Raw genomic sequence first — 26,712 nt, 5'->3', positions numbered from 1 at the left:
TGCAGCGAGTTGCGAATGGCGGGCAGGGTTCGCGATCGATTTTCCCTATTCGCTATTGGCTAATCCCTATTCGCTGTTTTCATTTGCCCGAGCCGGCGATCTGGTCGCCGTCGCGGGTCAGGTAATAGGCAAAGAGGATCGGCAGCAGCGTCACCAGCACGACGACCATGGCGACGACATTGGTGACCGGACGCTGCCGCGGTCGGATCAGCTCCTCCAGCATCCAGATCGGCACGGTCTGCTGCTGGCCGGCGGTGAAGGTGGTGACGATGACCTCGTCGAAGGACAGCGCGAAGGCCAACATGCCGCCGGCAAGCAGCGCGGTTGCGATGTTGGGCAGCACGATATGCCTAAACGTCTGAAAACCGTCGGCGCCGAGATCCATCGAGGCCTCGATCATCGAGCCTGAGGTGCGGCGAAAACGGGCGACGGCATTGTTGTAGACGACGACCACGCAGAAAGTGGCGTGGCCGAGCACGATCGTCCAGAACGAGAACGGGATGTCGGCGAGCGCAAAAGCCGAGCGCAGCGCGATGCCGGTGATGATGCCGGGCAGCGCGATCGGCAGGATGACGAGCAATGAAATCGCCTCGCGGCCGAAGAAGCGCGTCCGCGAAACCGCAGCGGCGCAGAGCGTGCCAAGAACCAGTGCGATTGCGGTCGAAATGGCGGCGACGCGGATCGACAGCGACAGCGCCTCCCAGACATCCGGCCTGTTCCAGGTGACGGCGAACCATTGCGTGGTCAAGCCGGGCGGCGGCCACACAAAACTCTTCTCTTCGGTGGTGAAGGCATAGACGAAGATCAAAAGGATCGGCAGGTGCAGGAAGAGCAGGCCGCAGGCGGCGGCGATCTTCAGCCCGAGCGGAGCGGATTGGCCGCGATCAGAGCGCATCGAAAGCTCCCATGCGCTTGGCGCCCCACAGATAGAAGCCCATGATGACGACGGGCACCACGGTGAAGGCGGCGGCTAAAGGAATATTGCCGGCGGTGCCTTGCTGCGAATAGACGGCCTGGCCGATGAACAGGCGCGAGGTGCCGATGATCTGCGGGATGATGTAGTCGCCCAATGTCAGCGAGAAGGTGAAGATCGAGCCAGCGACGATGCCCGGCAGCGCCAGCGGGAAGAGCACGTTGCGGAAGGTTTGGCCGGGCGAGGCGCCGAGATCGGACGAGGCCTCGACGAGGTTGCCGGGAACGCGTTCCAGCGCCGCCTGCACAGGCAGGATCATGAACGGCAGCCAGACATAGACGAAGACGATGAAGGTCCCGGTGAAGGAGACCGACAGCGAGTTGCCGCCGACGATCGGCAACGACAGCCAGGCATCGAGCAGCCACAGCAGGCCGAGCTTGCCTAACAGCCAGGTGAGAATGCCTTCCTTGGCGAGGATCAGCTTCCAGGCGTAGATCTTGACCAGATAGCTCGACCAGAGCGGCAGCATGACGCCGAGATAGAACAGCGCCTTCCAGCGGCCGCGCGCATAGCGCGCCGCGTAATAGGCGATGGGGAACGCGATGACCGCGGAGGCGAGCGTCACGAGCGCCGCCATCGTCACCGTGCGCAGGATGATGTCGAGATTGGCGCCCTGGAACAGGTCGCCATAGGTCTTCAGCGTGAACTCGCGGTTGATCAGGCCGGAGAACTCGTCGATCGAGAAAAAGCTCTGCAAAAGCAGCGCGAAAAGCGAGCCTATATAGACGATGCCCAGCCACAGAAGCGGCGGCAGCAGCATGAGCAGCAAGAGAAGTATCGGCCGGCGCCATAAGAGGTCGGAGAGCGCCCCGCGCATGCCGCCGTTGCCGGGCAGGATGGCGGGCACAGGCTTGGATTGAAGAGCGGCGATTGTCATCGAGCCGCACCGACGATCAGATCAACGGCGGCAAGGCCGAGATCCTTCACACCCAGCTCTGACCCGGCCATCTCCCCCGCGAGGAGGGAGGTCAGCAGCTCGTCTGCCCCGCCAGTTCTGCAACGCCGAAGATTGGCGAAGCGAGTGGCGACAGCCAATCTCCCCCCTTGCGCGGGAGATGTCCGGCAGGACAGAGGAGGGTGCTTTGCACAAACCGCAATCATGCCGACTCGTCCATCAGATGCAGGTGCTCGCGGTTGAAGGTGAGCATCACCGCCTCGCCTTCGGCAGGGAGCGCGGTCCCCGCGGGCACCATGGCATGCAGCCTCAGCCCATCGGCATCGAGCGCCAGCCTTGTGGTGGCGCCGAGATAGTTGGTCCCGACCAGACGCGCGGCAACGCCATCGCCGCTCGTGGCGCCCGATACGCGGATGGATTCAGGCCTGAGGCTGCCCCAGCGATGCTGGCCGGAATAGCGCTGCACGAAATCCGGCGGCAGCACGTTGGACGAGCCGACGAAATCGGCGACGAAGCGCGTCCTCGGCCGCTGGTAAATGTCCTCCGGCGTGCCGACCTGCATGATTCTGCCGTCGTTGAAGACGGCAACACGGTCGGCCATGGAAAGCGCTTCGCCCTGGTCGTGAGTGACGAAGACGAAGGTGATGCCGAGCACCTTCTGCAGCGACTTCAGTTCCTCCTGCATGTTCTCGCGCAGCTTGAGGTCAAGCGCGCCGAGCGGCTCGTCGAGCAGCAGCACCTTGGGCTGGTTGACGAGCGCCCGGGCAAGCGCGACGCGCTGTCGTTGGCCGCCGGAGAGTTGGCCGGGGCGCCGGGCCCCATAGCCCGGCAGGCGTACCAGCGAGAGCGCCTCTTCCGCCGCCTTCAGCCGTTCGACCCTGCCGACGCCCTTGACCATCAGCCCGTAAGCGACGTTGTCGAGCACGTTCAGATGCGGGAACAGCGCGTAGTCCTGGAATACGGTGTTGACGTTGCGGCGATAGGGCGGAACGCCTTCGGCCCGCTCGCCGAAGATGGAGATCGAGCCGGCCGTCGGCTGCTCGAAGCCGGCGATCAAACGCAGGCAGGTCGTCTTGCCGGAACCGGACGGCCCGAGCATGGCGAAGAACTCGCCCGGCGCGATGTCGAGATCGACCGCATCGACGGCGCGCACGCTGCCGAAATGGCGCGAGACTTGTTTGAAGGAAACGGCGGAGGTCATGATCTGTCCTGAAGGTTCAGGCTCTCAAATTCGGGCGTCTGTGCTGCCCCTCGTCCGCCTGCCGGCACCTTCTCCGCGTGAAAGACGGGAGAAGGGACAAACTCCAGCGCTGGCGCCCCCCTCTCCCCGTTCTTTACGGGGAGAGGGTAAGGGTGAGGGGCAGCGCCAACTTCTAAAGGCCAGGCGAACTCACCGCCCGCCGATGACGCCGATATAGTCCGACACCCAGCGGTAATAGGGCACGCACTTGTCATTCTGGCTGGCGCATTTCGAGATCGGCGTCTTCCAGAACTTGATCTTCTCGAAATTGTCGTAACCGTTGGTCTTGCAGCCCTCGTCGCCGAGCAGTTCATTGCCCTTGCAGGCGGCGGGCACGACCGGCAGCGAGCCGAACCAGGACGACACATCGCCCTGGACCTTGGGCGAGAGCGAGTGCTCGAGCCACATATAGGCGCAGTTCGGATGGGCGGCGTCGGCTTCCATCATGGTGGTGTCGGCCCAGCCGGTCACGCCCTCCTCCGGCACGGTCGAGGCGACCGGCTTCTTGGCGGCGATCAGCGTGTTCACCTGATACGGCCACGAGCCGGAGGCGACGACGCCTTCGTTCTGGAAATCGTCGACCTGGATCGCGGCGTCATGCCAGTAGCGGCCGACCAGGGTGCGCTGGGTGCGCAGCAGATCGAGCGCCGCCTTGTACTGGTCTTCGCTGAGCTCGTACGGATCCTTGATGCCCAGTTCCGGCTTGTGGAACATCAGATAGTTGGCGGCATCGGCAATATGGATCGGGCCGTCATAGGCCTGGACACGACCCTTGTTCGACTTGCCGTCGGGCAGCTTCATCTCCTCGAAAACGACGTTCCAGCTCTTGGGCGCTTCCTTGAAGACGGTGGTGTTGTACATCAAGATGTTCGGGCCCCACTGGTAGGGGACGCCGTAATGCACCTTGTCGACGGTGAACCAGGGCGCGTCCTTGAGACGGTCGTCGATCGTCTTCCAGCTCTTGATGAGGTCGGTGTTGATCGGCTGCACGCGCTTGCCGGCGACGAGGCGCAGCGAAGCATCACCAGAAGCCGTCACCAGGTCGAAGCCGCCCTCGTTCATCAGCGAGACCATCTCGTCCGACGTATTGGCGGTCTTGACGTTGACCTTGCAGCCGGTCTCCTTCTCGAAGGCAGACACCCAGTCGTAGTTCTTGTCGGTCTCGCCACGCTCGATATAGCCCGGCCAGGCGACGATATTCAGCTCGCCCTCGCCCTTGCCGACTTCCTTGACCTGGGCGATCGCCTGACCCGAGAAGGTCAGCGCAACCGTCAACGCCGTGCATGACTTCAGGAATGCATTCATCATCGATCTCCCATTTTGGCGCATGACCCCGAAACCGATCCGGTTTTCAACAAGGATCACACGCAAACCTGAACGCCAGAGTTCCCATCACCCCGGCAGCCGCGCTCCCGAGCGGCTTTGTTCCCTGAGCGAAAAGTGCTGTGAAAATTCCGGTTTCGCAAATCCATTTATCAGAAAGCCGATATCGGATTTTCCGATACTCTTTCCGACGCCATTCCGGACGGAAGGTTGCGGCGAAGTGGCCGAGCCCAACCGTTCACACTTTGCTGGAATCGCTCTGATCAGAGCCGCTGCCGGACCATGCGCTGCGACTGGGCAAGTCCGATAAAGTCGCGGGCAGCCTGCGGCAGGCTGGAACCGCGGCGCCAAACCATGCCGACCTGGACGACCGGAAGCGAGCCGGAGATATCGCGGGATTCGATGCGGTCGCCTTCCAGCGACCAGGGACGATAGACGAGATCTGGCAGCAGCGCCACGCCGGCGCCGGTGGCGACGAGGCTGCGCACGGCCTCGACGGAGCGGGTGCGGAAGGCGACATGCGGTCTCGCACCGAGCGCCGACAGCAGCTTGCCGGTGTTCTCCTCGATCTCGTCGACGGTCAGCATGATCAGCGGTTCGGAAGCGATGTCGCCGATCGAGATAATGTCGGCGCTGGCGAGCTTGTGGCTGAGCGGCAGCCAGAGCCGATAGGCCGAGACTTCGAGGATTTCCGACTGCAGCGCGGTGCGATCGCGCAAATTCGACGTGACCATGACGGCGATGTCGAGCTTGCCGCCGACCAGCAGATGCTCGAGATAGTCGCCATTGTCCTCGATCGCCGAGACTTCGACGCTTGGATAGGCGCGGCGGTAGCGAGCCAGCAGATCGGAGAGCACGTAGCCGGCAACAAGCGAGGTGACCCCGAGCTGCAGCCGCCCGCCCGCGGTGAGTTGATCGCCTAGGAAGGCGCGGCGCGCATCGGAAACGTCGGCCAGGATTTTCGTCGCGTGGCGCAGGAACTGGTGCCCCTTATGGGTGATGTTGAGGCCGCGCGGGTGGCGGTCGAACAGCTCGACGCCGAGATCGCTCTCCAGCTCCTTGATCGCTTCGGTGACCGAGGATTGCGAGATGGAGAGGTTCTGCGCGGCGCCCGAGACCGTGCCCTGCTCGGCGACGGCGACGAAGAACAGGAGCTGGCGGATGGTGAAGGCCATGTCCGACTAAACACCGGCGCGGCCGGGAAGGAAAGCCATTGGCCCTCCGGCGCTAGGCCGTCGCAATGCTGAGACGCGCGCCGGCCCGGCTGAGCGCGGCGGCGATGTCGCGCGGCGGCGGCTGGTCGGTGGCAAGCTCGGAAAAACCGTCGAAGCCGCAGACCTGAACCAGGCCCTGCCGGCCGAACTTGGTATGGTCGGTGACGACCAGCGAGCGTTGCCCGCGCGACAACACCATGCGGGCGAGTTCCGCCTCCTCCAGCTCGTAGTCGGTCAGGCCGGCGACGGCGTCGACCGCGCCGATGGAGATCACAGCGTGGCTGACCGAGAAGCGGCTTACGAATTCGATCGCCGCGACTCCGAGGGCCGCGCCTGAATCGCTGCGCAGCTCGCCGCCGGCCATATAGACCTTGTTGCCGTTCACCGTCGCCAGCGTACGGGCGATGTCGGACGAATTGGTGACCACCGTCAGGCGGCGATGGCCGAGCAGTTCGCGCGCCAGGAAGGACGTGGTGGTGCCGGTGTCGAGCATGATCGACTCGCCGTCGCGGATGGTGGCCGCGACCATGCGGGCAATCAGACGCTTTGCCTCGGCATTCTCGCGCATGCGGCGCTCGAACGGCGCCTCGCCTGTCATCGACGGCAGGCTGACGGCGCCATGCATCTTGAGCAATGCCCCGTCATCGGTCAGCGGTTTCACGTCGCGCCTGACCGTCTCCAGCGACACGCCCAGGCGCTCGGCCAGGCTGGCGATGGTGATCGTGCCCTCCTCACCGAGGAGCCGCAGGATCTCGCCGTGCCGTTTCGAGTGGATCATCTGGATGTCCGGGATTTTGACCGATTCTACGGCATTCCTAATGCTTTTAAAGGAATTGCTCATATTTTCGGGCAAAACACCCAAAAAAGGTCACAGCTTTTTATTGACAGCAACATCACGCTGGCGTGAGATTGAGGTCGTGACAGGCTCGGAACTGCCACAGGAGGGTGATGGCAGAGCCGCAAACGACTGACCAGATTTTCTGGAACGTGCCTGACGCGAGCTTTTTTCGAATCCGCGGGGGCGGATGCCGGGATCCTAAGCCTGGCCAAGGGGCTCGTCGGTGTGGTGAGGGATATCAATCCCGGCATCCCGCACCGACGAGGCCTTTCTTTTTTCTCTCATCGCTTTGTGAGAGACCGGCGCTTTGTCGAAAGCCGGCCGAAGCAGGACCGAACCCGTGAGCGCCGCCGCAACCACCGAAGACCGCATCCGCGCCCTGCCCTGCTGGAGCGGCGGCATCGAGATCGAGCCGCTGCCCGGCGGCCTCAGCAACGCCAACTATGTCGTTACCGACGCCGCCGGCCGGCACGTGGTGCGCTTCGGCCAGGACTTCCCGTTCCACCATGTCTTTCGCGAGCGCGAGGTGATGACGGCGCGGGCGGCGCATGCGGCCGGTTTCGCGCCAGCCGTCCACTACGCCGAGCCCGGAATTCTGGTGACCCAGTTTCTCGGCGCCAGGACCTTCCTCGCCGAGGATGTACGCGCCGATCTCAGCCGCGTGGCGGCGCTGCTGCGGCGCTTTCACCGCGAGATGCCGAACCACGTCTCCGGCGCCGGTTTCATGTTCTGGGTCTTTCATGTCATCCGCGACTATGCGCGCACGCTCGAGGAAGGTGGCAGCCGCAAGAAGGACGAGCTGCCGCGCTATCTCGCTTTAGCCGACGAGCTCGAACGGGCGCAGAAGCTTTTGCCGATCGTCTTCGGCCACAATGATCTTTTGCCGGCCAACATCCTCGACGACGGCAAGCGGCTGTGGCTGATCGATTTCGAATATGCCGGCTTCAACACGGCCATGTTCGATCTGGCCGGCGCCGCCTCGAATGCGGGCATGAGCGACGAGGAATCCTTCGCCTTCCTGACCGCCTATTTCATGAAGGAGCCGGACAGCGAGATCCGCCGCTCGCACGCGGCCATGCAATGCGCCTCACTGCTGCGCGAGGCAATGTGGAGCATGGTCTCCGAGCTTTATCTCGACGCGCCCGGCATCGACTACGTCGCCTATACCGAAGAAAACCTGGTGCGGCTCGACGCTGCACTGGAAAACTACCGGACGAGATACGGGACAAGATCATGACTTTGCCCAGCCATGCCGGGATCGTGGTCATCGGCGGCGGCATCATCGGCTGCTCGACCGCCTATCATTTGGCGCGCGACCACAAGGCCGACGTGGTGCTGCTGGAGCAAGGCAAGCTGACCTCGGGCTCGACCTGGCACGCGGCCGGACTGGTCGGGCAGCTGCGCTCGTCGGCCTCGATAACCCGCGTGCTCAAATATTCCGTCGAGCTCTATAAGGGGCTCGAGGCCGAAACGGGACTGGCGACCGGCTGGAAAATGACCGGGTGCCTCAGGCTCGCCACCAACGCCGATCGCTGGACCGAGTTCAAGCGATTGGCGACGACGGCAAAAAGCTTCGGCATGGACATGCACCTGCTGTCGCCCGCCGAGGTGAAGCGCATGTGGCCGCTGATGGAAACCGGCGACCTCGTCGGCGCCTCCTGGCTGCCGACCGACGGTCAGGCCAGCCCCTCCGATATCACGCAATCGCTCGCCAAGGGCGCGCGCATGCATGGCGCAAAACTGTTCGAGGACGCGCGCGTCACCGGATTCGAGATGACGGGCGGACGCATCACCGCGGTGAAGACCGAAAAGGGCGACATTGCCTGCGACAGAGTGGTGAACTGCGCTGGGCAATGGGCAAGGCAGGTCGGCGCGATGGCCGGCATCAACGTGCCGCTGCAGCCGGTCAAGCACCAGTACATCATCACCGAGAAGATCGAAGGGCTGGCCAACGGCGCGCCGACAATCCGCGACCCCGACCGCCGCACCTATTTCAAGGAAGAGGTCGGCGGGCTGGTGATGGGCGGCTATGAGCCGAACCCGCAGGCCTGGACGACTGAGCTCCCCGGGGGCGACGTGCCCAACGACTGGGAGTTCCGCCTGTTCGATGATGATTACGACCACTTCGAGCAGCATATGGCGCAGGCGATCGAGCGGATGCCGGCGCTGGCCAATGTCGGCGTGAAGCAAATGATCAACGGGCCGGAGAGCTTTACCCCGGACGGCAATTTCATCCTTGGTGTCGCGCCCGAATGCGCCAACATGTTCGTCGGCGCCGGCTTCAACGCCTTCGGCATCGCGTCCGGCGGCGGCGCCGGCTGGGTGCTGGCGCAATGGGTGGTCGACGGCGAGGCGCCGCTCGACCTCTGGGTGGTCGACATCAGGCGTTTTTCTAACCTGCACCGCGACCGGCAATGGGTCTGCGACCGCACGCTCGAGGCCTATGGCAAGCACTACACCATCGGCTTCCCGCATGAGGAATATCTCTCGGGCCGGCCGCGCATCGTCTCGCCGCTCTATGAGCGGCTGAGAGAGCACCGTGCCGTGTTCGGCTCCAAGCTCGGCTGGGAGCGGCCGAACTGGTTCGCGCCCGACGGCGTAGAGCCGGAAGACGTCTATTCAATGGGCCGGCAGAACTGGTTCGAGGCGGTCGGCGAGGAACATCGGCATGTGCGCGAGAAAGTCGGCATCTTCGACCAATCCTCCTTTGCCAAATATGAGATGACCGGGGCCGATGCGCTGAAGGCGCTCGACTGGATCTGCGCCAACGACATCAACAAGCCGGTCGGCCGGCTGACGTATACGCAGCTTCTCAACACGCGCGGCGGCATCGAAGCAGACCTCACGGTGGCACGGCTCGGCGAGGACAGGTTCTACATCGTCACCGGCACCGGTTTCCGCACGCATGATTTTTCGTGGATCGGCGACCATCTCGGCCAGGGACTCGACGCGGCGCTGAAAGACGTCACCGAGGATTTCGGCACGCTGTCGCTGATGGGGCCGCGCGCCCGCGACGTGCTGTCGGCGGTAATGGGTGCGGATGTCTCCAACGCCGCCTTCCCCTTCGGCCACGCGCGCGAGATCGACATCGCCGGCCACACCGTGCGGGCGCTGCGGGTGACCTATGTCGGCGAGCTCGGCTGGGAGTTGCATGTGCCGATCGCCGCGACGGGCGAGATTTTTGATGGCCTCATGGCAGCCGGGAAACAGCATGGCATCCGCCCGGTCGGCTACCGGGCGCTGGAATCGCTGCGGCTGGAAAAGGGCTATCGCGCCTGGGGGGCGGACATCACGCCGAACGACACGCCGCAGGAAGCGGGCCTCGGCTGGGCGGTGAAGCTCAGGAAGAACAACGACTTCATCGGGCGGCGGGCGCTGGAGAAAGCGGCCGGCCAGCCGCTGACAAAACGTTTTGCCGGCTTCACGGTCGACGATCCGGACGTCGTCCTGGCCGGACGCGAGACGATCCTGCGCAACGGCCAACCGGTGGGCTATCTCACCAGCGGCGGCTATGGCTATACGGTGGAGAAGAACATCGGCTATGGCTATGTGCGCAACGGCGATGGCGTCAGCGACGACTTCCTCGCCTCCGGCGCCTATGAACTGGTGGTGGCGATGGAGCGCACGCCGGCAAAGATCCATCTCGAGCCGATGTACGATCCGGCCGGAGAAAAGATAAAGGCTTAAGTAGGGAAAGCGGTCAGCCGACGCGCAGCACGAGGCCTCTGCTTGGCACCGCGTCGCCCTCGCCGGGCATCGACGCGTAAGGCCGTGTCTCTTCAAGCCGGGTTATGACGTCCTCCGCTTCGAGCACGGCGATCCGCTCGGCAAAGCCGGCCTGCCAGAGCGTGTTCTTGATCGTCAGCACGATGATGCCGCCTGGACGGCAGATGCGGATCAGTTCGTCCAGCCCCTCGACGCCGACATGGCCGGAGGTGAAGACGCCCGCCGAAACGATGCCGGCATAGGCGCCGTCCGCGAAAGGCAGGGCGCCGCCCAGCGCCAGACGATGCAGCGCCGTGTAGACGCCCTTGGCGCCGGCCTTGTCCAGCATGCCTTGCGAGATGTCGAGCGCCTCGACACGAGGATAGCCGGTGATTGCGAGCCATTCGCCGATCAGCCCGGTGCCGGCGCCTGCGTCGAGCACAGGTTCCGCGCCGCGCGGCAGATGGCGGGCCAGCAGGGCCAGGCAGATGGTCGGATGGCGATAGCCGGCCGCCGACATATCGGCGTCGTAAGTTTCGGCCCAGCTGTCGTAGATTGCGGCCACCTCGTCCGGCCGTGTTGCGGCATAGGCCGCGCTTAGCGCGCTGTTGTGCTTGCCGTCCGCCATTGCCGCTCCCGCCGCCGATTCGTGTCGGCCATGGTAGCCAAGCGGCAAAAACTGTGGAACCGTTCCGCCATAAACATGGCGTGATGGTTAAGGGGGTGACGATGGAAGAGGCGCGCGCGGCGCTGGCCGCCATTCCGGCGCTTGCCGGATACAAGGGGCCGCTGGAGCGGCTGGGCGGCCTTACCAACCGTGTCTACAAGGCCGGCGAGGTCTGCCTGCGCATTCCCGGCAAGGGCACGGAGGAATATATCAACCGCGCCAACGAGGCGGTGGCGGCGCGCGAGGCGGCCAAGGCCGGCGTCAGCCCGGAGGTGCTTTTTGCCGACCCCGCATCCGGCTTGATGGCAACGCGCTTCGTCGCCGACGCCGAGACCATGTCGCCGGAAAAGTTCAAGGCCAGGCAGGGAAGTCCGGCGCGCGCGGGCGCAGCCTTCCGAAAGCTGCATTCGTCCGGCGCGGTCTTCCCCTTCCGCTTCGAGCTGTTTGCGATGATCGACGACTATCTGAAAGTGCTGTCGACCAAGGATGTGGTCCTGCCGCCCGGCTACCACGACGTGGTGCGCGAGGCGGGCAGCGTGCGCGAAGCATTGGTCACGCACCCGATCCAGCTTGCTGCCTGCCACTGCGATCCGCTCTGCGAAAACTTTCTCGATACCGGGGAGCGGATGTGGATCGTCGACTGGGAGTACTCCGGCATGAACGATCCGTTGTGGGATCTCGGCGACCTCTCGGTCGAAGGCAAGTTCGACGCCGGCCAGGATGAAGAGCTGATGCGCGCCTATTTCGGCGGCGAAGCAAGGCCGGCCGAGCGCGGCCGCGTCGTCATCTACAAGGCCATGTGCGACCTGCTCTGGACGTTGTGGGGGCTGATCCAGCTCGCCAACAACAACCCGGTCGACGATTTCCGCGCCTATGCGGACGGACGCTTCGCCCGCTGCAAGGCGCTGATGGAGACGCCCGAGTTTTCACGCCACCTCGCTGCTGTGCGAGAGGGGTGAGCGCAGGCCTGGATCCTAGTTGACGCCTTTCGGCACGTTTTCCGGCGGCACGACGGTCTCGACCACCTTCTGGCGATGGAAGATGAAGATGCCGGCGAGCACAACGATGGCCGAGCCGGCGAGTATCCGCGGGCTCGGCACATCGCCGAAGAAGACCAGGCCGAAGACAATGGCCCACAGCAGCAGGCTGTAATGCAGCGGCGCAAGCGTTGACGCCGGCGCCAGTTTCAGCGCCCGGGTGATCATCAGATGGGCGGCGCAGGAAACGATGCCGAGCAAAAGCATGGCGCCGAAATCGAGCGCCGACGGCGTGCGCCAGGCGCCGATCGCCAGCGCGCCGCCGACAATCAACGTGCCGATGGTCTGCCAGGTGACCAGCGTCGTGTCACTCGTTCCGCGCAAACGCCGGCCGAGAATGATGGCGAAGCCGAAGGCAATGCTGCCGATCAGCGCATAGGCCGATGACAACGAAAACGCGGCCGACGATGGCTTCAGGATGATCAGCACACCGCAGAAGCCGACCAGGATCGCCAGCCAGCGCCGCCAGCCGACCTTCTCGCCGAGCAGGAGATGCGAGAGCGCGGCGACATAGATCGGTCCGGCCATGTAGAAGCTCATCACGTCGGCGAGCGGCAGATAGACGACCGCGGCATAGAACAGCCCGGTATCGAGCGTGGTCGCCGCGACGCGCAGGACCTGCAGCACCGGCCTTTCCACCTGAAAAAGCTTGCCTGCGCCCTGGTTGGCGATCATCGGCCCAAGCACCAAGAAGGCGCCGATGGAGCGAACCAACACCACCTGACCGACCGAGAAGGAAGCGACCAGCCATTTGCCCATCGCGTCGTTGAGCGCGAACATGAAGTCGCCGGCCAGCATCAAGAGAATGCCGGCGAGCAGGACATTCTTGATCGTGAGATTGCGGGCGAGGAACTGGGCCATGCCCGGCTCCCTACTCGCAATCTGTCGCTTTGAGGAGGGAAATTCGGACGATCCGTAAGACCAGCGGCGGAAATCGGCTGGCGCTACGCGGATTTGTGCCTGCGGTTGACGTTCTCCGGCCGACCGGCGATCGACAGCCGCGTCTCCTGCCTGGTCCGTTCGGCCACCACCTTGCCCCTGGCGATGACACAGAGGCGCTCAGGGCGCAGGCGGACGGCCTCGATCGGATTGCCGGCGTCGAGCACGACAAGGCTCGCCCGCTTGCCGACGGTCAGACCCAGATGATCAAGCCCCATGATGGCGGCGTTGACGCTGGTGACCATGTCGAAGCAGCGCGCCATGTCGGCCGGGCTCGACATCTGCGCGACATGCAGGCCCATGAAGGCCACGTCGAGCATGTCCGCCGTGCCCAGCGAATACCATGGGTCGAGCACGCAGTCCTGGCCCCAGCCGACGCGGATGCCGAGCGCCAGCATCTCCTTCACCCGGGTGAGGCCGCGCCGCTTGGGGAAAGTATCGTGGCGCCCCTGCAGCATGATGTTGATCAGCGGATTGGGGATCGCAGAGACGCCGGCCTCGGCGATCAGCGGCAACAGCTTCGAGACGTAGTAATTGTCCATGGAATGCATCGAGGTGAGGTGCGAGCCCGCCACCCTGCCCTGCAAGCCGAGGCGCTGCGTTTCATAGGCAAGCTGCTCGATGTGGCGCGAAAGCGGGTCGTCTGTCTCGTCGCAATGCATGTCGACCATCAGGCCGCGCTTCGCCGCGATCTCGCAGAGCTCCGTCACTGAGCGCGCGCCATCGGCCATGCTGCGCTCGAAATGCGGGATGCCGCCGACGATGTCGACGCCCATATCCAGCGCCCGGATTGTGTTTTCGCGGGCCGTCGGCGAGCGATAAAACCCGTCCTGCGGAAAGGCGACAAGCTGCAGGTCGAGATAGGGCGCGACCGTTTTCTTCACGTCCAGCAGAGCTTCCACGGCAAGCAGCCGGTCGTCGCAGACATCGACATGGGTGCGGATGGCAAGCAGGCCCATCGACACCGCCCAGTCGCAATAGGCGAGCGCGCGGTCGCGCACCGCCTCATGCGTCAGGAGCGGCTTCAACTCGCCCCAGAGCGCAATGCCTTCGAGCAGCGTGCCCGAAGCGTTGATGCGCGGAATGCCATAGGAGAGCGTGGCGTCCATATGGAAATGCGGATCGACGAAGGGCGGCGAGACGAGATTGCCGCGCGCATCGACCTCGCTCCGAGCTGCGCCTTGCAACTGAGGCTCGATCGCGGCGATGGTTTCGCCAGCGATGCCGATATCGGCGATCCTGCCGTCCGGCAGCGTGCCGCCGCGCACGATGAGGTCGAAATCCATGTCGTCATCCCTTTGGTAGAAATCAGCGTTATCGTGATCGGAAAGGCGGCCCGCCGCAGCCGTTTCTTCCCTGCCGGCGTTTCCTCCGGCGCCAACTCGCTCTATAAGCCGCCTCTCGCCCCCGTGGCGAATCCGAAATTTGATAAGCCAGACACAGGATCGGCCGTTTGTTTCGCTTCTTCCGCTCGACGGAGAACCAGCGCCTTGTCGCAAGGCTGGTACGAGAATCTTTCCAGGAGCATAAATTCGGCTATGGCGCGGCCATTGTGTCGATGCTGGTGGTGGCCGCCATGACGGGGGCAAGCGCATGGATCCTGAAGGAGATCACCAACGAATTCGTGGTCTACAAGAGAGCGGATCGCGTCAACCTGATCGCGGCCGCGGTCGCCGCTATCTTCGTCCTCAAGGGCCTGGCGACCTTCGTTCAGGCCTATTTCATGAGCCGGGTCGGCAATGCCATCATCGCCGATAGGCAGCGAAAGATCTATGACCGGATCCTGGCGCAAGGCATCGAATTCTACCATTCGACCTCGTCGTCCGACCTGATCACCCGCATGACCAACAACGCCCAAGCCGCGCGCAGCGTGCTCGACCTCGTCGTCACGTCCTATGTGCGCGATCTGGTGACGTTGATCGTGCTGGTCGCAGTGATGGTCTGGGAGCAGCCGGCGCTGTCGCTGATCTGCTTCGTCGTCGGACCGGTGGCGATCTACGGCGTCAACAGCATTCTCAAGCGCGTGCGCCAGATCGCCAAGATGGAATTCCGCTCGCTCGGCCAGATCGTGCATGTGATGCAGGAAACGGCAATCGGCGTGCGCGTCGTCAAATCCTTCAATCTCGAAGGCGCGATGCGCAAGCGCATGTACAAGGCCGTGTCGGACGTCCAGAACCGCGCCAACAACATCGCGACGCTCGAGGCGGCCACCAGCCCGGTGATGGAAACGCTTGCCGGTCTGGCGATTGCCGGCGCAGTCTTCATCAGCGGCTTCCTGGTGCTGCAGGGCGGCCAGATGCCGGGCAACATCATGGCCTTTATCGGGGCGCTGCTGCTCGCTTATGAGCCGGCAAAGCGGCTGGCGCGCGTGCGCATCTCGCTGGAGACCGGCATCGTCGGCGTGCGCATGATGTTCCAGCTTGCCGACCGGCCGCTGACGCTGGCCGAAAAGCCCGGCGCCAAGCCGCTGCAGCCGGGCCCGGGCGAAATCCGCTTCGACAATGTCAGCTTCGCCTATCCCGAGAGCCCGCCGGTTTTCGAACAGCTCAACCTGACCCTGGCGGCCGGCAAGATGACGGCGCTGGTCGGACCTTCCGGCGGCGGCAAGTCGACGATCCTCAACCTGATCATGCGCATGTACGACCCGCAAAGCGGCAAGGTCATGTTCGACGGCCAGGACATCTCCTTCGCCACGCTCGATTCACTCAGGCAGAAGATTGCCTATGTCAGCCAGGACACGTTCCTGTTCGCCGGCACCATCATGCACAACATACGTCTCGGGCGTCAGGACGCGACCGACGAGGAGGTGATCGCCGCGGCCAAGGCCGCCAACGCGCATCACTTCATCAGCGCCATGGCCAAGGGCTACGAGACGGAGGTGGGCGAGAACGGCTCGTTGCTGTCCGGCGGCCAGCGCCAGCGCATCTCGATCGCGCGCGCCATGCTGCGCAATGCCGAGATCCTGCTGCTCGACGAGGCGACCAGCGCGCTGGACGCCGAGTCGGAAGCGCTGTTCCGCGACGCGCTGCAGGAACTCACGGTCGGACGCACGACCATCGTCATCGCGCATCGGCTGTCAACGGTGCATCAAGCCGACACGATCGTGGTGCTGGAAAACGGCAAGGTGCTGGAAAGCGGCCCGCACAAGTCCCTGCTCAAACAGGGCGGACTCTATCAGAAGCTTTATGAATATCAGCTGATGCCGTGACGCCGGCGCTTACCCTCCCCGTTATGGGGAGGGTCGCTGCGCAGCAGCGGGGTGGAGGTGCGGCGCCGACCGACCCGGACCTTCGGTCCGACCTCCCCACAGAGGGCCCACAAGGGGAGGTAGGGGGCGCTGCCCGACTTATTATTCCGGCACTTTCCTGACAGCACCTTTGTCGGCGCTGGTGGCGAAGGCGGCGTAGGCGCGCAGCGCCGTCGTCACCTTGCGCTTGCGCTTTTCCTCAGGCTTCCAGGCCTCCGCGCCCTTGGCCGCCATAGCCTTGCGGCGGGCGTCGAGCTCGGCTTCGCTGACGGCGAGATGGATCCTGCGGTTGGGGATGTCGATCTCGATCGTGTCGCCTTCCTGAACCAGGCCGATCAGCCCGCCCTCGGCGGCTTCCGGCGAGACGTGGCCGATCGACAGACCCGACGTGCCGCCGGAGAAGCGGCCGTCGGTGATCAGCGCGCAGGCCTTGCCGAGGCCCTTCGACTTAAGATAGCTGGTCGGGTAGAGCATCTCCTGCATGCCGGGGCCGCCGCGCGGCCCCTCATAGCGGATGACGACGATGTCGCCCGCCTTGATCTCGTTGCCGAGGATCGCCTTGACGGAAGCGTCCTGGCTTTCGAAGACGCGGGCCGGACCGGTGAATTTCAGGATCGACTCGTCGACGCCGGCCGTCTTCACGATGCAGCCGTCGAGCGCCAGATTGCCCTTCAACACGGCGAGGCCGCCATCCTTCGAGAACGGCGTCTTGGCCGAGCGAATGACGCCCGTCTCGCGGTTCGTGTCGAGATCCTCCCAGCGGCGATCCTGGCTGAAGGCGACCTGCGTCGGCACGCCGCCGGGCGCGGCGCGGAAGAACTCGCGCACATTCTCTGCGGAAGTGCGGGCGATGTCCCAATGGTCGAGCGCTTCGCCCAGCGTTGCGGTGTGGACTGTCGGCAGATCGCGGTTGATCAGCCCGGCCTGGTCGAGCTGGCCGAGGATCGCCATGATGCCGCCGGCGCGGTGAACATCCTCCATGTGCACGTCGGACTTGGCCGGCGCCACCTTGCAAAGCACCGGCACTTGGCGCGACAGCCGGTCGATATCCTCCATGGTGAAGTCGACCTCGCCCTCATGCGCGGCAGCCAGGATGTGCAGCACCGTGTTGGTCGAGCCGCCCATGGCGATGTCGAGGGCCATGGCATTCTCGAAGGCTCCCTTGGAGGCGATGCTGCGCGGCAGCGCACTGTCGTCCTCCTGCTCGTAATAGCGCTGCGCAAGATCGACGATCAGATGGCCTGCCTCGACGAACAGCCGCTTGCGATCGGCATGGGTGGCCAAAGTCGAGCCGTTGCCGGGCAGCGAGAGACCCAACGCTTCGGTCAGGCAGTTCATCGAGTTCGCCGTGAACATGCCCGAGCAGGAGCCGCAGGTCGGGCAGGCCGAGCGCTCGATCACCTTGACGTCCTCATCTGAAATTCGGTCGTCGGCCGCGGCCACCATGGCGTCGACGAGGTCGAGCGCCTGCGCCTTGCCGCCCAGCACCACCTTGCCGGCTTCCATCGGGCCGCCGGAGACGAAAACGGTCGGGATGTTGAGGCGTAGCGAGGCCATCAGCATGCCGGGCGTGATCTTGTCGCAGTTGGAGATGCAGACCATGGCGTCGGCGCAGTGCGCATTGACCATGTACTCGACGGAGTCGGCGATCAGCTCGCGCGACGGCAACGAATAGAGCATGCCGTCGTGACCCATGGCGATGCCGTCGTCGACGGCGATGGTGTTGAACTCCTTGGCGACGCCCCCGGCCTTCTCGATCTCGCGCGCGACGAGCTGGCCGAGATCCTTCAGGTGCACATGGCCCGGGACGAACTGGGTGAAGGAATTGACCACCGCAATGATCGGCTTGCCGAAATCACTGTCCTTCATGCCGGTGGCACGCCACAGGCCACGGGCGCCTGCCATGTTGCGGCCATGGGTGGTGGTGCGGGAACGGTAGGCGGGCATCGGTATTCCTTGCTGGCTGGCCGCGCTCAAGCGGGCGCGGCGGCGCTGTATTTCACTCGGCAGCGGTTATAGCGGCCAAGGTCCGGGCTTGCCACAATTTTGCGCTGCGCCACGATTCTTCAGGAAATTTGAAAAACGCTGTCGGATCGCGCCGCGCCGAGCCGTCCTTGAGGCAGACGGCACGGAAGCTGCACCAAATCGCCGGCGCGCCGTTGAAGATGGAGTCAACCTGAACAAGTCGGAGGAGCAAGACATGCAGAAGATCACCACCTTCCTTTGGTTCGATGGCCAGGCCGAGGAGGCCATGAACCACTACGTCGCCATCTTCAAGAATTCGAAGGTGCTTAGCGTCACGCGCTGGCCCAAGGGCCATCCCCAGGAAGGCCAGGTGCTGGTCGCCTCGTTCGAGCTCGACGGGGTACAGTTCCAAGCCCTCAACGGAGGACCGCAATACAAGTTCACCGAGGCGATGTCGCTGTCGATCGACTGCAAAACGCAGGAGGAAGTCGATTATTTCTGGGCCAGACTCACCGAAGGCGGCGGCGAACCGGGGCGCTGCAGCTGGCTGAAGGACAAGTTCGGCGTTTCCTGGCAGGTCGTGCCGGAGCAGCTGCCGCGCCTGCTTCAGGACCCCGACAGAGCGAAGGCCGGGCGCGTGATGTCGGCGATGATGCAGATGGGCAAGATCGACATCGCCACGATCGAGGAAGCGGCGAAGGGGTGATTACGCGTGAATAGTGAATGGTAAATGGTGAGGATGCCCGACTACTATTCACTATTCACTATTCACTATTCACTATTCACTATTCACCACAATCACGCCGCCTTGTCGCGGACCTGATAGTCCTTGACCGCGGCGAAGCGGATCGCTTTCCAGCGCTCGGCCTCGTAGTTGAGCGAGAAGGCGTGCTGGGCGAGGAAGACCGGATCGTTGTCGAGGTCGCGGGCGATGTCGCCGCGATGCGCCTCGATAAAGCGCTGGACATCCGTCCTGTCGTCGGCCGAGATCCAGCGGCAGACGGAGAAGCGCGACATCTCGAAATCCACCGGCAGCGTGTATTCGATGTTAAGCCGCTCCTTCAGCACATCGAGCTGCAGCGCGCCGACAACGCCGACGATGGCCGGCGAGCCGTCCTCAGGCGAGAACAGCTGCACGACGCCCTCCTCGGCCATCTGATGCAGCGCTTCCTTCAGCTTCTTGGCTTTCATCGCATCGCCGAGGCGGACACGGCGCAGGATTTCCGGCGCGAAGTTCGGCACGCCGCGGAACAGGATCTCCTCGCCCTCGGTCAGCGTGTCGCCGATGCGCAGCGTGCCGTGATTGGGTATGCCGACGACGTCGCCGGCGAAGGCCTCGTCGGCGGTGACGCGGGTGCGGGCGAAGAAGAATTGCGGCGCCGAGAGGCTCATCGGTTTGCCGGTGCGCACCAGCTTGGCCTTCATGCCGCGCTCCAGCTTGCCGGAGCAGACGCGGACGAACGCGATGCGATCGCGATGGTTGGGGTCCATGTTGGCCTGGATCTTGAAGACGAAGGAGGTCATCTTCCCCTCCGTCGCCTCGACCGTGCGTTCATCGGCTGCCTGGGCCCGCGGCGGCGGCCCGTAGGCGCCGAGCGCCTCGATCAGATCGCGCACGCCGTAATTGCGCAGCGCCGAGCCGAAATAGACCGGCGTCAGATGGCCTTCGCGGAAGGCGTCGATGTCGAGCGGTCTGCACGCTTCCCGCGCGAGCTCCAGTTCCTCGATGAAGTCGTTGCGCTCGTTTTCCGGCAAAAGCCCGGCGACGCGGTTTGAATCCGGGCCGTTGACGGGCGTGCGCTCCTTCTCGTCATCGCTCCGGCGCACCGCGTTCTGAGCCAGGTGATAGGTGCCCGAAAAGGTCTTGCCGCGGCCGATCGGCCAGGTAACCGGTGCTGTGTCCAGCGCCAGCTTCTGCTCGATCTCGTCGAGGATTTCGAACGGATCGCGGCTCTCGCGGTCCATCTTGTTGACAAAGGTGATGATCGGGATGTCGCGCAGCCGGCAGACCTCGAACAGTTTCAGCGTGCGCGGCTCGATGCCCTTGGCGGCGTCGATGACCATGACGGCCGAATCCACCGCAGAGAGCGTGCGGTAGGTGTCGTCGGCGAAATCCTCATGGCCGGGCGTGTCGAGCAGGTTGAAGACGTTGTCGTCATATTCGAAGGTCATCACCGAGGTGACGACCGAGATGCCGCGCTCGCGCTCGATCTTCATCCAGTCGGACCGGGTCTGGATGCGATCTTTCTTGGCCTTGACCTCGCCGGCAAGCTGGATGGCACCGCCGAACAGAAGCAGCTTTTCGGTGAGCGTGGTCTTGCCGGCATCGGGGTGGGCGATGATCGCGAAAGTGCGGCGGCGCGATACCGCCTGTTCGATGTCTTCTGCCAATTTTTGGAATCCTGTCTGTGGCGCGGGCTTCTAGCAGCGCATTTTGGGCGTGTCGACAGTTTCGGGCAGACTGGCACCGCCGAACAGCGTAGTCGATGTGGCCTGACAGGAACCTTAGGCCGTTCAGGTTCGCTCGCGATGACGGTCCTGGCGGCCCAACCGGGTAGCTAAACGTATCTCCGCCCCCTCGATGTCGATGTCGCGCAGCAGATAGTCCGGCAATTCGTCCAGCGTGGCCCGACCCCTGCGATTTCGCAGGATGCGCGCAAGCACGCCTCCGCCGGAACGGCAGATTTCGAAGATCGCAACGAGGAACCGTTGGAGCGCGGAGTGGTTGGCCGCAAGCTCCTGTCCAAGGATGGTCATGGTTTATCCTCCTCTGTTGGAATGATGAAATCGGGAGGGCCAGACTGGCCCTCCCGAAGGTTTGGCCGACAGAAGATCAGGATCGATCGTGCTCGCAACTCGCCTGCAAGGCACTTCACGATCGATCTCTCCATCAGGCGGCGGCGTATGCCGTCGTCGGATCGAACAGGCGCTTCACCTGCGTGATCTTGGTGGCCGGGAAGCCGCTCATCTTGGCGTGGCGCTGAATGATCGCCTCGTCCTTGGCGAGGTAGACGCAGAAGGTCTTGTCATCCGCGACGAAGGATTCGACCCACTGAATGTCCGGGCCGAGTTCGGCGAGAACGGCATTCGAGGCCTTGGAGGCGTCGCGAAGTTGCTCGCGCTCGAAGGTGCCGACCTTGGGAATTTCACGTTCGATGATGTATTTCTGCATTTCGCAATCTCCTTGATCTTAGGTTCAAATGCCTCCGGACGCTCGAAAAGATTCGGTGCCGGTGACATTCCCGGGGCCGCTGAGCTAAACTGCAGCTTGGCTCGCCGGGCAGACGGAGAATTGCGCAAGAGGCGGCCGACAGTCCTTACGCCGTCCTTATCTTCTTCCGATCCTTTGCCTACTGCCGTTACAGGATTGCTGCCGATGGGAACTTATTGCTTCGGCGACTTCGATCTTAACGAGGACGCTCGCGCCCTCCGTCTCGCCGGAAGCGAGATCGAGGTGCAGCCCCTGGTCTTCGATTTCCTCGCCATCCTGCTGCGGCACCGGGACCGGGCCATGAGCAAAGACGAATTGCTTGAAACGCTATGGCCGGGCGTGACGGTGACGGAAGCTTCGTTGCAGCGCGTGGCTAGCCTTGCCCGCGGCGTTCTTCGCCAGGGCGGCATGGAAACGGCGCTGCGCAACCTGCCCCGCTTCGGCTACCGGATTTGCCTCGACCTGCCGCCCATTTCGGCGAACGGGCCGGCCGGCGCGGGCGGCAAGCTTTCGAGCCCCGGTTCACCGGTTCTGTCGGCACGCGAAGCTGTTGCTGTCAGAAAATGGCACGAGGCCGCAGCCTGCTTCACCGAAGCGGATGCCGCTGGCGAGCTGCTGACGGCCGATCTCGAGGAATGGGCACTTGCGCTGGAGTGCATGGGGCGCCCGGCTGAAGCCATCCCGCTTCTGGCGCGCGCGGTGACTGCCTACGGCGTGGCCGGCGAGCGCTTGCGAGCGGCGTCCCCGGCAATCGGCCTGGCCAGGGTTCATCTGGAGAGAGGGGAACTTGCCGTCGCCAAGGGCTGGCACAAGCGGGCGGCGCAGCTGATCGATGGCGCAACCGACAGCAGGGAGCACGGCCTGTGGTGCTGGATGGGAGCGCGCATCATGGGCGCGGAAGCCGAGCCGGAGCAGGCGCTTGCGCTTGCCGAACAGGCTTTCGCGGTTGGCAGGGATCTCGAAGATCCGGTCGTGGAGTCGCTCGGGCTGATCTATCGCGGCTTTTTCAAGCTCTGCCTCGGTGAAACCAAATCCGGCCAGGAGGACCAGGATTTCGCCGCCGCGCTCGGCCTCTCCAGCGACGTGGACCCGGTCGTCGGCGGCATTCTCTACTGCAACATACTTTGGGCCTGCCGGAATTTTGGCGACTGGGCGAGGGCCAACCAATGGACCCTCGGCTATGAGGACTGGTGCAGGGGACATGGGCTTGAGGATCTGTCGGGCTCCTGCCGGCTGCATCGCGCCGAAGTGCTCGGCGTTCACGGCACGCTGAAGGAGGCTGAGGCGCTGGTACGCGCCGCGCTCGACCAGCTCGCCGTCGACGCCCCCTGGGCGACGGGCGATGCGCTGCGTGTCTTGGGTGACATTCATCTGGCTGCCGGAGATTTCACGGAGGCGGAAACAGCCTATCGGGCGTCCCATGCCGCCGGCTGGGATCCGCAGCCCGGCCTGGCGCTGCTGCAGCTGGAGCAAGGCCAGGCCGAGGCCGCCTTCAGCGCTCTCGAGCGCTCCCTGGTCGGAAACGGCTGGCCGACGCTGCAGCGGCGAGGCATGGTCCTTGCCACTCTCGCCAAGGTGGCGGCGCGCACCAATCGTCTCGAGCGCGCAAAAGAAGTTATCACCGAGCTGGAGAGCCAGCCGCAGCGCTGGCCGATGGCCTCCATCCGGGCGCTGTCCGCCGAGGCCAAGGCTGAACTTTTCATACGGGAAGACCGCCCCACCGAGGCTGTTCGGGAGCTGCAGACCGCATGCTCGCGCTGGAGCGAGGTCGGCTCGCCGGTCAATGTCGCCGATGCGAGGCTTGCGCTCGCGGCGCTGCTCATTCAGCTCGGCGATCGTTCCGGCGCGGAGCTGGAGCTCGGCACAGCGTTGGCGTTAGCGAAGAAGGTCGACTCTTCACGGCTCACGCGGCGCTGCGAAGAGCTGAAGGGCCTGGTTGTCGGGACGCATAAGATAGCGATGGGCGGCGCGTAGCCGCTTCTCGCTTGAGGTCTGGCCGGCGCGATGGCATGACGGTGAAATCTCCTCTGAAGGTCATGGCATGAGCAGCGCAAAACAAGTCATCGTCATCGGCGCCGGCATCATCGGCGCATCGATCGCCTGGCATCTGGCGAAGGCTGGAGCGAGGGTGACGGTCGTCTCGACAAGCGGCGCCGGCGGCGTCGCGACGCCCAATTCCTTCGCCTGGATTAACGCAAGCTGGGGCAATCCGGAGACCTATTTCCGGCTACGCATCCGGGCGATGAACGAGTGGAAACGCTTGGCGAATGATCTGCCGGGCCTGCCGCTTGCCTGGTGCGGCGGCCTGTGCTGGGACCTGCCGGCGGACAAGCTCAAAGCCTATGCGGCCGAGCATTCGTCCTGGGGCTACGGCATCGAGCAGGTCGGCCGCGAACAGGCGGCGCGGATCGAACCCAACCTGACCGAGCTTCCCGATTTCGCGCTTCATGTCGCCGAGGAAGGCGTGGCCGAGCCGGTGGCGACCGCAACGGCGCTGCTGGCGGACGCCGAACGGCGCGGCGCGCGGCTTATTACTGGGACTGTCGATACACTGACTCTATCCGGCGGCAGCCTGAGCGGCGTCGTCGTTGCGGGTGAAACCATCGCCGCCGACGAGGTGGTGATCGCCGCCGGCGCCGGCGCTCCGGCGATCGCCGCGACGGCAGGCGTCCAGTTGCCGATCAAGACGCCGCCCGGTCTGATCGTGCATTCGCGACCCTACAGGAAGCTCCTCAACGGCCTGGTGCTGGCCGAGAGGCTGCATATGCGGCAGACGGCCGATGGCCGGATCATCGCCGGCTCGGATTTTGGCGGCGGCGATCCGGGCGAGAACCCGGAGGCAACCGCGCTTGAGCTTTTCGAAGCGGTGAAAGCGATGCTGCGCGGCGCCGACGGGCTGGAGTACGATTTCCACACAGTCGGCTATCGTCCTACTCCGATCGATGGTTTCCCAATTGTTAGCCGCGCCGACGGCGTAGGCGGCGTCTATGCCGCCGTCACCCATTCCGGCATCACGCTGGCACCCGCCATCGGCCTGTTTGCGGCCCGCGAAATCGTCGATGGCGAGCGCGATCCATTGCTCGCGCCTTATGCGCTGTCGCGCTTCGCTCAGTAGCCCGGCGGCCGGCGAAACCCGTCGGTCAGCGGCGCGATCGCCGCAGCGACGCCGAGCAGTCTCGCCTCCGACCAGCGCTTGCCGACCAGTTGCAGGCCGATGGGCAACCCGTTGCTGTCCTGCCCGCCTGGTATCGCCAGCGCCGGATGGCCGGAATAATTGAAGACCGCGCCATAGGCCGGCAGCATCCAATAGCTCTCGTCCTTGCCGTCGACCTTCAGCGCGCTGCCTGGCTTGCAGTGCGGAAAGGCCGTTGTCATGGCGACCGGGCAAAGCAAGGCATCACAGCTTTCGAAGAACCGCTCCCAAGCAAGGATCGACCGGTCGCGGCGAGCGAGCGCCGCGAACCAGCGCGACACCGGCGCAGGCTGTTCCGGCGGTTCCGGTTGCGCTGCCTCCAGCATCATGCCGATCAACTTGCCGCCCTCGGCGAGATCATCATGCAGGTCGAGCTTCGGCAGTTTGGCTTCCTCGACGTGCGCGCCGGCGGAAGCCAGCCTAGCAGCCAATCTCTCGACCGCGGCGCCGATCTCGGCGGCCACCGGAAAGCCGCGGAAGGTGCCGGCGAAGGCGATGCGCAGCGATTTCAGCTCCAGCGTCGATATGGGATCAACGGGCACCGGCGCCAGATCGGTATCGCCGCCGTCCGGACCGGCAATGATCCGGTAAATCAGCGCCAGGTCCTCCAGATTGCGAGCAATCGGCCCGACACAGGACATCAAGCGGACACTGCGCGGAATGCCGCCCGGATCGGGAAAAGCGCCGGCCAGCGAGACGCGATGCTCGGTCGGCTTCAGGCCGTAGACGCCGCAAAAGGCGGCGGGCAAGCGGATGGAACTCTGCATGTCGGTGCCGACCTCGAAGGGCGTCATGCCCGCAGCAACCGCAGCGGCAGCGCCGCCGCTGGAGCCGCCCGCTGTGCGCGACGGATCCCAAGGGTTGCCGGTGCGGCCGAACAGCGGATTGTCAGACTGCCAGTCGCCCAGCATGGTGGCGACATTGGTTTTGCCGACCAGCACGCCGCCGGCTCTCTTTAGCCTGGCAACCACAGGGCTGTCCTGCTTGGGAACGTAGTCGGCAAATGGCGGGAAGCCGACCGTCGTCTTCATGCCAGCGGTCTCGTGCGCATCCTTCAGCGTGAACGGCACGCCGTGCAGCGGGCCGAGCGCGGCGCTGCGGGCCAGTGCCGCATCGGCTTCTCGGGCACGCTGAAGCGCGCCTTCCCGGTCGAGGAGGACGACGGCGTTCAGAGCTTCGTTATGCCGGTCGATCTGCGCCAGATGCGCGTCGAGCGCCTCCACGGCCGAGATTCTCCGGCGGGCAATTGCTGCCGCGAGTTCGGTAGTCGAGGAAAATCCGATGTCCATGGTGCTGCACTCCGGCTGCTTGCCGCGCTGCGCCTTGAACATGGCGGATGAGACCGCGGCTTCAAGCCGAATTCAGCATTGTTAGGACAGCGGTGCTTGATCGAAATTGCGCCCACCTGTGGTCAGGGCGGCGCTGTCCCGCGACCTTCGCTACGTTTGGAGCTAGACGGCCAACGCGAACTTAGCAACGGTCGGCGCGAACGGCCGGATGTTTGTGCCGTCCCTTGTCATGGTGACAAAGCTCGACGGCGGGATCGCCTGCCATTCGCCGCCGTCGCGGTCGAACGGTTCGGAGACGATGCAGCGGCCGGCGCGGCTCGCGAATGCGCCGGTATAGAGCGTTGGCGCCTGGCCGTCGGTGGCGTAGCGCACGGCGTAGAGCGCCTCGCCATCGGAAAATGCCGCTGTCAGCTTCAGGGAGGGTTCGAGACCGGCGTGGCGCGAAGCCTCGAGAACGCGGCTGGTGGCGCGGGCTACCGCGCCTTGCGGGTCGGCGGACAGCCCTTCGTCGAGCATCAGCAGGAAGAACAGTTCGGAATCAGTCGTCCCTTCGCGCTGGTCGAAGACAGCATCCGACAGCGAATTCTCAAGCGCGCGGCGGATCTTCTCGAAGCCGCCGATCTGGCCGTTGTGCATGAACGACCAGCGGCCGGAGACGAAGGGATGGCAGTTCATGCGGCTGGTCGCGCCGCCGGTGGAGGCGCGCACATGAGCGAGGAACAGGCCTGATTTGATCTGCCGGCAGAGGCTTTTCAGATTGGGGTCCGACCAGGCCGGCAGGATGTCGCGGTAAAGGCCGGGCTCGGGACGGTCGCCATACCAGGCGAGGCCAAAACCGTCGCCATTGGTCGGCGACTTGGCCTCCTGGGCGCAGTGGCTCTGGGCAATCAGCGAGTGGCAGGGCGCGGTGACGATGTCTTCGAGGAAGACCGCTTCACCGAGATAAGCCGCCCACCGGCACATCGCATTCCACCAC

Annotated in this window: 23 protein-coding genes; 8 read left to right on the top strand and 15 right to left on the bottom strand. The window is 64.4% G+C overall.

Annotation, left to right across the window (positions count from 1 at the left end):
• Positions 1-79: 79 nt before the first annotated feature.
• The 6 genes from A9K66_RS14045 to A9K66_RS14020 all read right to left on the bottom strand — a co-directional run bounded on the left by A9K66_RS14045 (position 80) and on the right by A9K66_RS14020 (position 6,423).
• Positions 80-895 (bottom strand): ABC transporter permease, encoded by an 816-nt coding sequence (locus A9K66_RS14045; protein ID WP_067324365.1) that lies wholly within the window; start codon positions 893-895, stop codon positions 80-82.
• Positions 885-1,790 carry an ABC transporter permease gene (locus tag A9K66_RS14040; RefSeq protein WP_197507471.1) on the bottom strand — a complete coding sequence of 302 codons (906 nt, stop codon included), beginning with the start codon at positions 1,788-1,790 and terminating at the stop codon, positions 885-887. The genes A9K66_RS14045 and A9K66_RS14040 overlap by 11 nt, the downstream gene beginning before the upstream one ends.
• 280 nt (positions 1,791-2,070) lie before the next feature.
• A complete protein-coding gene (locus A9K66_RS14035) occupies positions 2,071-3,069 on the bottom strand; it encodes an ABC transporter ATP-binding protein (RefSeq protein ID WP_067003595.1) in 999 nt (332 codons plus the stop codon).
• Between the two features lie 189 nt (positions 3,070-3,258).
• Complete coding sequence (locus A9K66_RS14030) at positions 3,259-4,413, bottom strand: ABC transporter substrate-binding protein (RefSeq protein ID WP_067324740.1); 1,155 nt, start codon at positions 4,411-4,413, stop codon at positions 3,259-3,261.
• A gap of 281 nt (positions 4,414-4,694) precedes the next feature.
• The gene (locus A9K66_RS14025; protein WP_067324360.1) at positions 4,695-5,606 is read right to left on the bottom strand and encodes a LysR substrate-binding domain-containing protein; all 912 of its coding nucleotides are present in this window, start codon (positions 5,604-5,606) and stop codon (positions 4,695-4,697) included.
• Between the two features lie 52 nt (positions 5,607-5,658).
• Positions 5,659-6,423, bottom strand: coding sequence for a DeoR/GlpR family DNA-binding transcription regulator (locus tag A9K66_RS14020; RefSeq protein WP_067324358.1), 765 nt, complete (start codon positions 6,421-6,423; stop codon positions 5,659-5,661).
• 4 nt (positions 6,424-6,427) lie between these two features.
• Between A9K66_RS14020 and A9K66_RS30265 the strand changes: the two genes are divergently transcribed.
• The 3 genes from A9K66_RS30265 (at position 6,428) to A9K66_RS14010 (ending at position 10,170) form a co-directional block, all read left to right on the top strand.
• On the top strand, positions 6,428-6,616 hold the full coding sequence (locus A9K66_RS30265) for a hypothetical protein (RefSeq protein WP_156751063.1): 189 nt from the start codon (positions 6,428-6,430) through the stop codon (positions 6,614-6,616).
• Between the two features lie 207 nt (positions 6,617-6,823).
• Entirely contained in the window at positions 6,824-7,720 is an 897-nt protein-coding gene (locus A9K66_RS14015) for a phosphotransferase family protein (protein WP_067324738.1), read from the top strand.
• Entirely contained in the window at positions 7,717-10,170 is a 2,454-nt protein-coding gene (locus A9K66_RS14010) for an FAD-dependent oxidoreductase (RefSeq protein WP_067324356.1), read from the top strand. The genes A9K66_RS14015 and A9K66_RS14010 overlap by 4 nt, the downstream gene beginning before the upstream one ends.
• Before the next feature lie 13 nt (positions 10,171-10,183).
• Here the strand turns inward: A9K66_RS14010 and A9K66_RS14005 are convergent, their stop codons facing one another.
• Positions 10,184-10,816 carry a class I SAM-dependent methyltransferase gene (locus A9K66_RS14005; RefSeq protein ID WP_067324354.1) on the bottom strand — a complete coding sequence of 211 codons (633 nt, stop codon included), beginning with the start codon at positions 10,814-10,816 and terminating at the stop codon, positions 10,184-10,186.
• A 95-nt stretch (positions 10,817-10,911) separates the two neighbouring features.
• Here A9K66_RS14005 and A9K66_RS14000 point away from each other — a divergent pair, with 95 nt between their 5' ends.
• Entirely contained in the window at positions 10,912-11,814 is a 903-nt protein-coding gene (locus A9K66_RS14000) for a phosphotransferase family protein (RefSeq protein ID WP_156751062.1), read from the top strand.
• A 15-nt stretch (positions 11,815-11,829) separates the two neighbouring features.
• Here A9K66_RS14000 and A9K66_RS13995 read toward each other — a convergent pair whose 3' ends face one another.
• On the bottom strand, positions 11,830-12,753 hold the full coding sequence (locus A9K66_RS13995) for a DMT family transporter (protein WP_067324352.1): 924 nt from the start codon (positions 12,751-12,753) through the stop codon (positions 11,830-11,832).
• A gap of 83 nt (positions 12,754-12,836) precedes the next feature.
• A complete protein-coding gene (locus A9K66_RS13990) occupies positions 12,837-14,117 on the bottom strand; it encodes an amidohydrolase family protein (protein WP_067324350.1) in 1,281 nt (426 codons plus the stop codon).
• Between the two features lie 167 nt (positions 14,118-14,284).
• Between A9K66_RS13990 and A9K66_RS13985 the strand changes: the two genes are divergently transcribed.
• A complete protein-coding gene (locus A9K66_RS13985) occupies positions 14,285-16,039 on the top strand; it encodes an ABC transporter ATP-binding protein (RefSeq protein ID WP_067324348.1) in 1,755 nt (584 codons plus the stop codon).
• Between the two features lie 141 nt (positions 16,040-16,180).
• Here the strand turns inward: A9K66_RS13985 and ilvD are convergent, their stop codons facing one another.
• Entirely contained in the window at positions 16,181-18,025 is a 1,845-nt protein-coding gene (gene ilvD, locus A9K66_RS13980) for a dihydroxy-acid dehydratase (protein WP_067324346.1), read from the bottom strand.
• A gap of 253 nt (positions 18,026-18,278) precedes the next feature.
• Between ilvD and A9K66_RS13975 the strand changes: the two genes are divergently transcribed.
• Positions 18,279-18,749, top strand: a complete 471-nt coding sequence (locus A9K66_RS13975; protein ID WP_067324344.1) for a VOC family protein — start codon at positions 18,279-18,281, stop codon at positions 18,747-18,749.
• Positions 18,750-18,841: 92 nt separating this feature from the next.
• Here A9K66_RS13975 and A9K66_RS13970 read toward each other — a convergent pair whose 3' ends face one another.
• The 3 genes from A9K66_RS13970 to A9K66_RS13960 form a co-directional block, all read right to left on the bottom strand.
• Positions 18,842-20,434, bottom strand: a complete 1,593-nt coding sequence (locus A9K66_RS13970) for a peptide chain release factor 3 (RefSeq protein ID WP_067324342.1) — start codon at positions 20,432-20,434, stop codon at positions 18,842-18,844.
• A gap of 123 nt (positions 20,435-20,557) precedes the next feature.
• Complete coding sequence (locus tag A9K66_RS13965; RefSeq protein ID WP_067324340.1) at positions 20,558-20,800, bottom strand: DUF1127 domain-containing protein; 243 nt, start codon at positions 20,798-20,800, stop codon at positions 20,558-20,560.
• Positions 20,801-20,933: 133 nt separating this feature from the next.
• Entirely contained in the window at positions 20,934-21,215 is a 282-nt protein-coding gene (locus tag A9K66_RS13960) for a DUF4242 domain-containing protein (protein WP_067003570.1), read from the bottom strand.
• 204 nt (positions 21,216-21,419) lie between these two features.
• Between A9K66_RS13960 and A9K66_RS13955 the strand changes: the two genes are divergently transcribed.
• Positions 21,420-23,228 carry a winged helix-turn-helix domain-containing protein gene (locus tag A9K66_RS13955; protein ID WP_067324338.1) on the top strand — a complete coding sequence of 603 codons (1,809 nt, stop codon included), beginning with the start codon at positions 21,420-21,422 and terminating at the stop codon, positions 23,226-23,228.
• Between the two features lie 67 nt (positions 23,229-23,295).
• Complete coding sequence (locus tag A9K66_RS13950) at positions 23,296-24,369, top strand: FAD-binding oxidoreductase (RefSeq protein WP_067324336.1); 1,074 nt, start codon at positions 23,296-23,298, stop codon at positions 24,367-24,369.
• Here A9K66_RS13950 and A9K66_RS13945 read toward each other — a convergent pair.
• Together A9K66_RS13945 and A9K66_RS13940 are read right to left on the bottom strand one after the other, a co-directional pair.
• The gene (locus A9K66_RS13945; protein ID WP_067324734.1) at positions 24,363-25,736 is read right to left on the bottom strand and encodes an amidase; all 1,374 of its coding nucleotides are present in this window, start codon (positions 25,734-25,736) and stop codon (positions 24,363-24,365) included. The genes A9K66_RS13950 and A9K66_RS13945 overlap by 7 nt on opposite strands.
• A 162-nt stretch (positions 25,737-25,898) precedes the next feature.
• Positions 25,899-26,699, bottom strand: a complete 801-nt coding sequence (locus tag A9K66_RS13940) for a class II glutamine amidotransferase (protein ID WP_067324334.1) — start codon at positions 26,697-26,699, stop codon at positions 25,899-25,901.
• Positions 26,700-26,712: the final 13 nt, after the last annotated feature.

Source organism: Mesorhizobium sp. AA23 (assembly GCF_001672435.1).
Classification (GTDB): domain Bacteria; phylum Pseudomonadota; class Alphaproteobacteria; order Rhizobiales; family Rhizobiaceae; genus Mesorhizobium.
The sequence above is the reverse complement of the archived record's forward strand: the minus strand, read 5'-3'. Positions and strand labels throughout refer to the sequence as shown.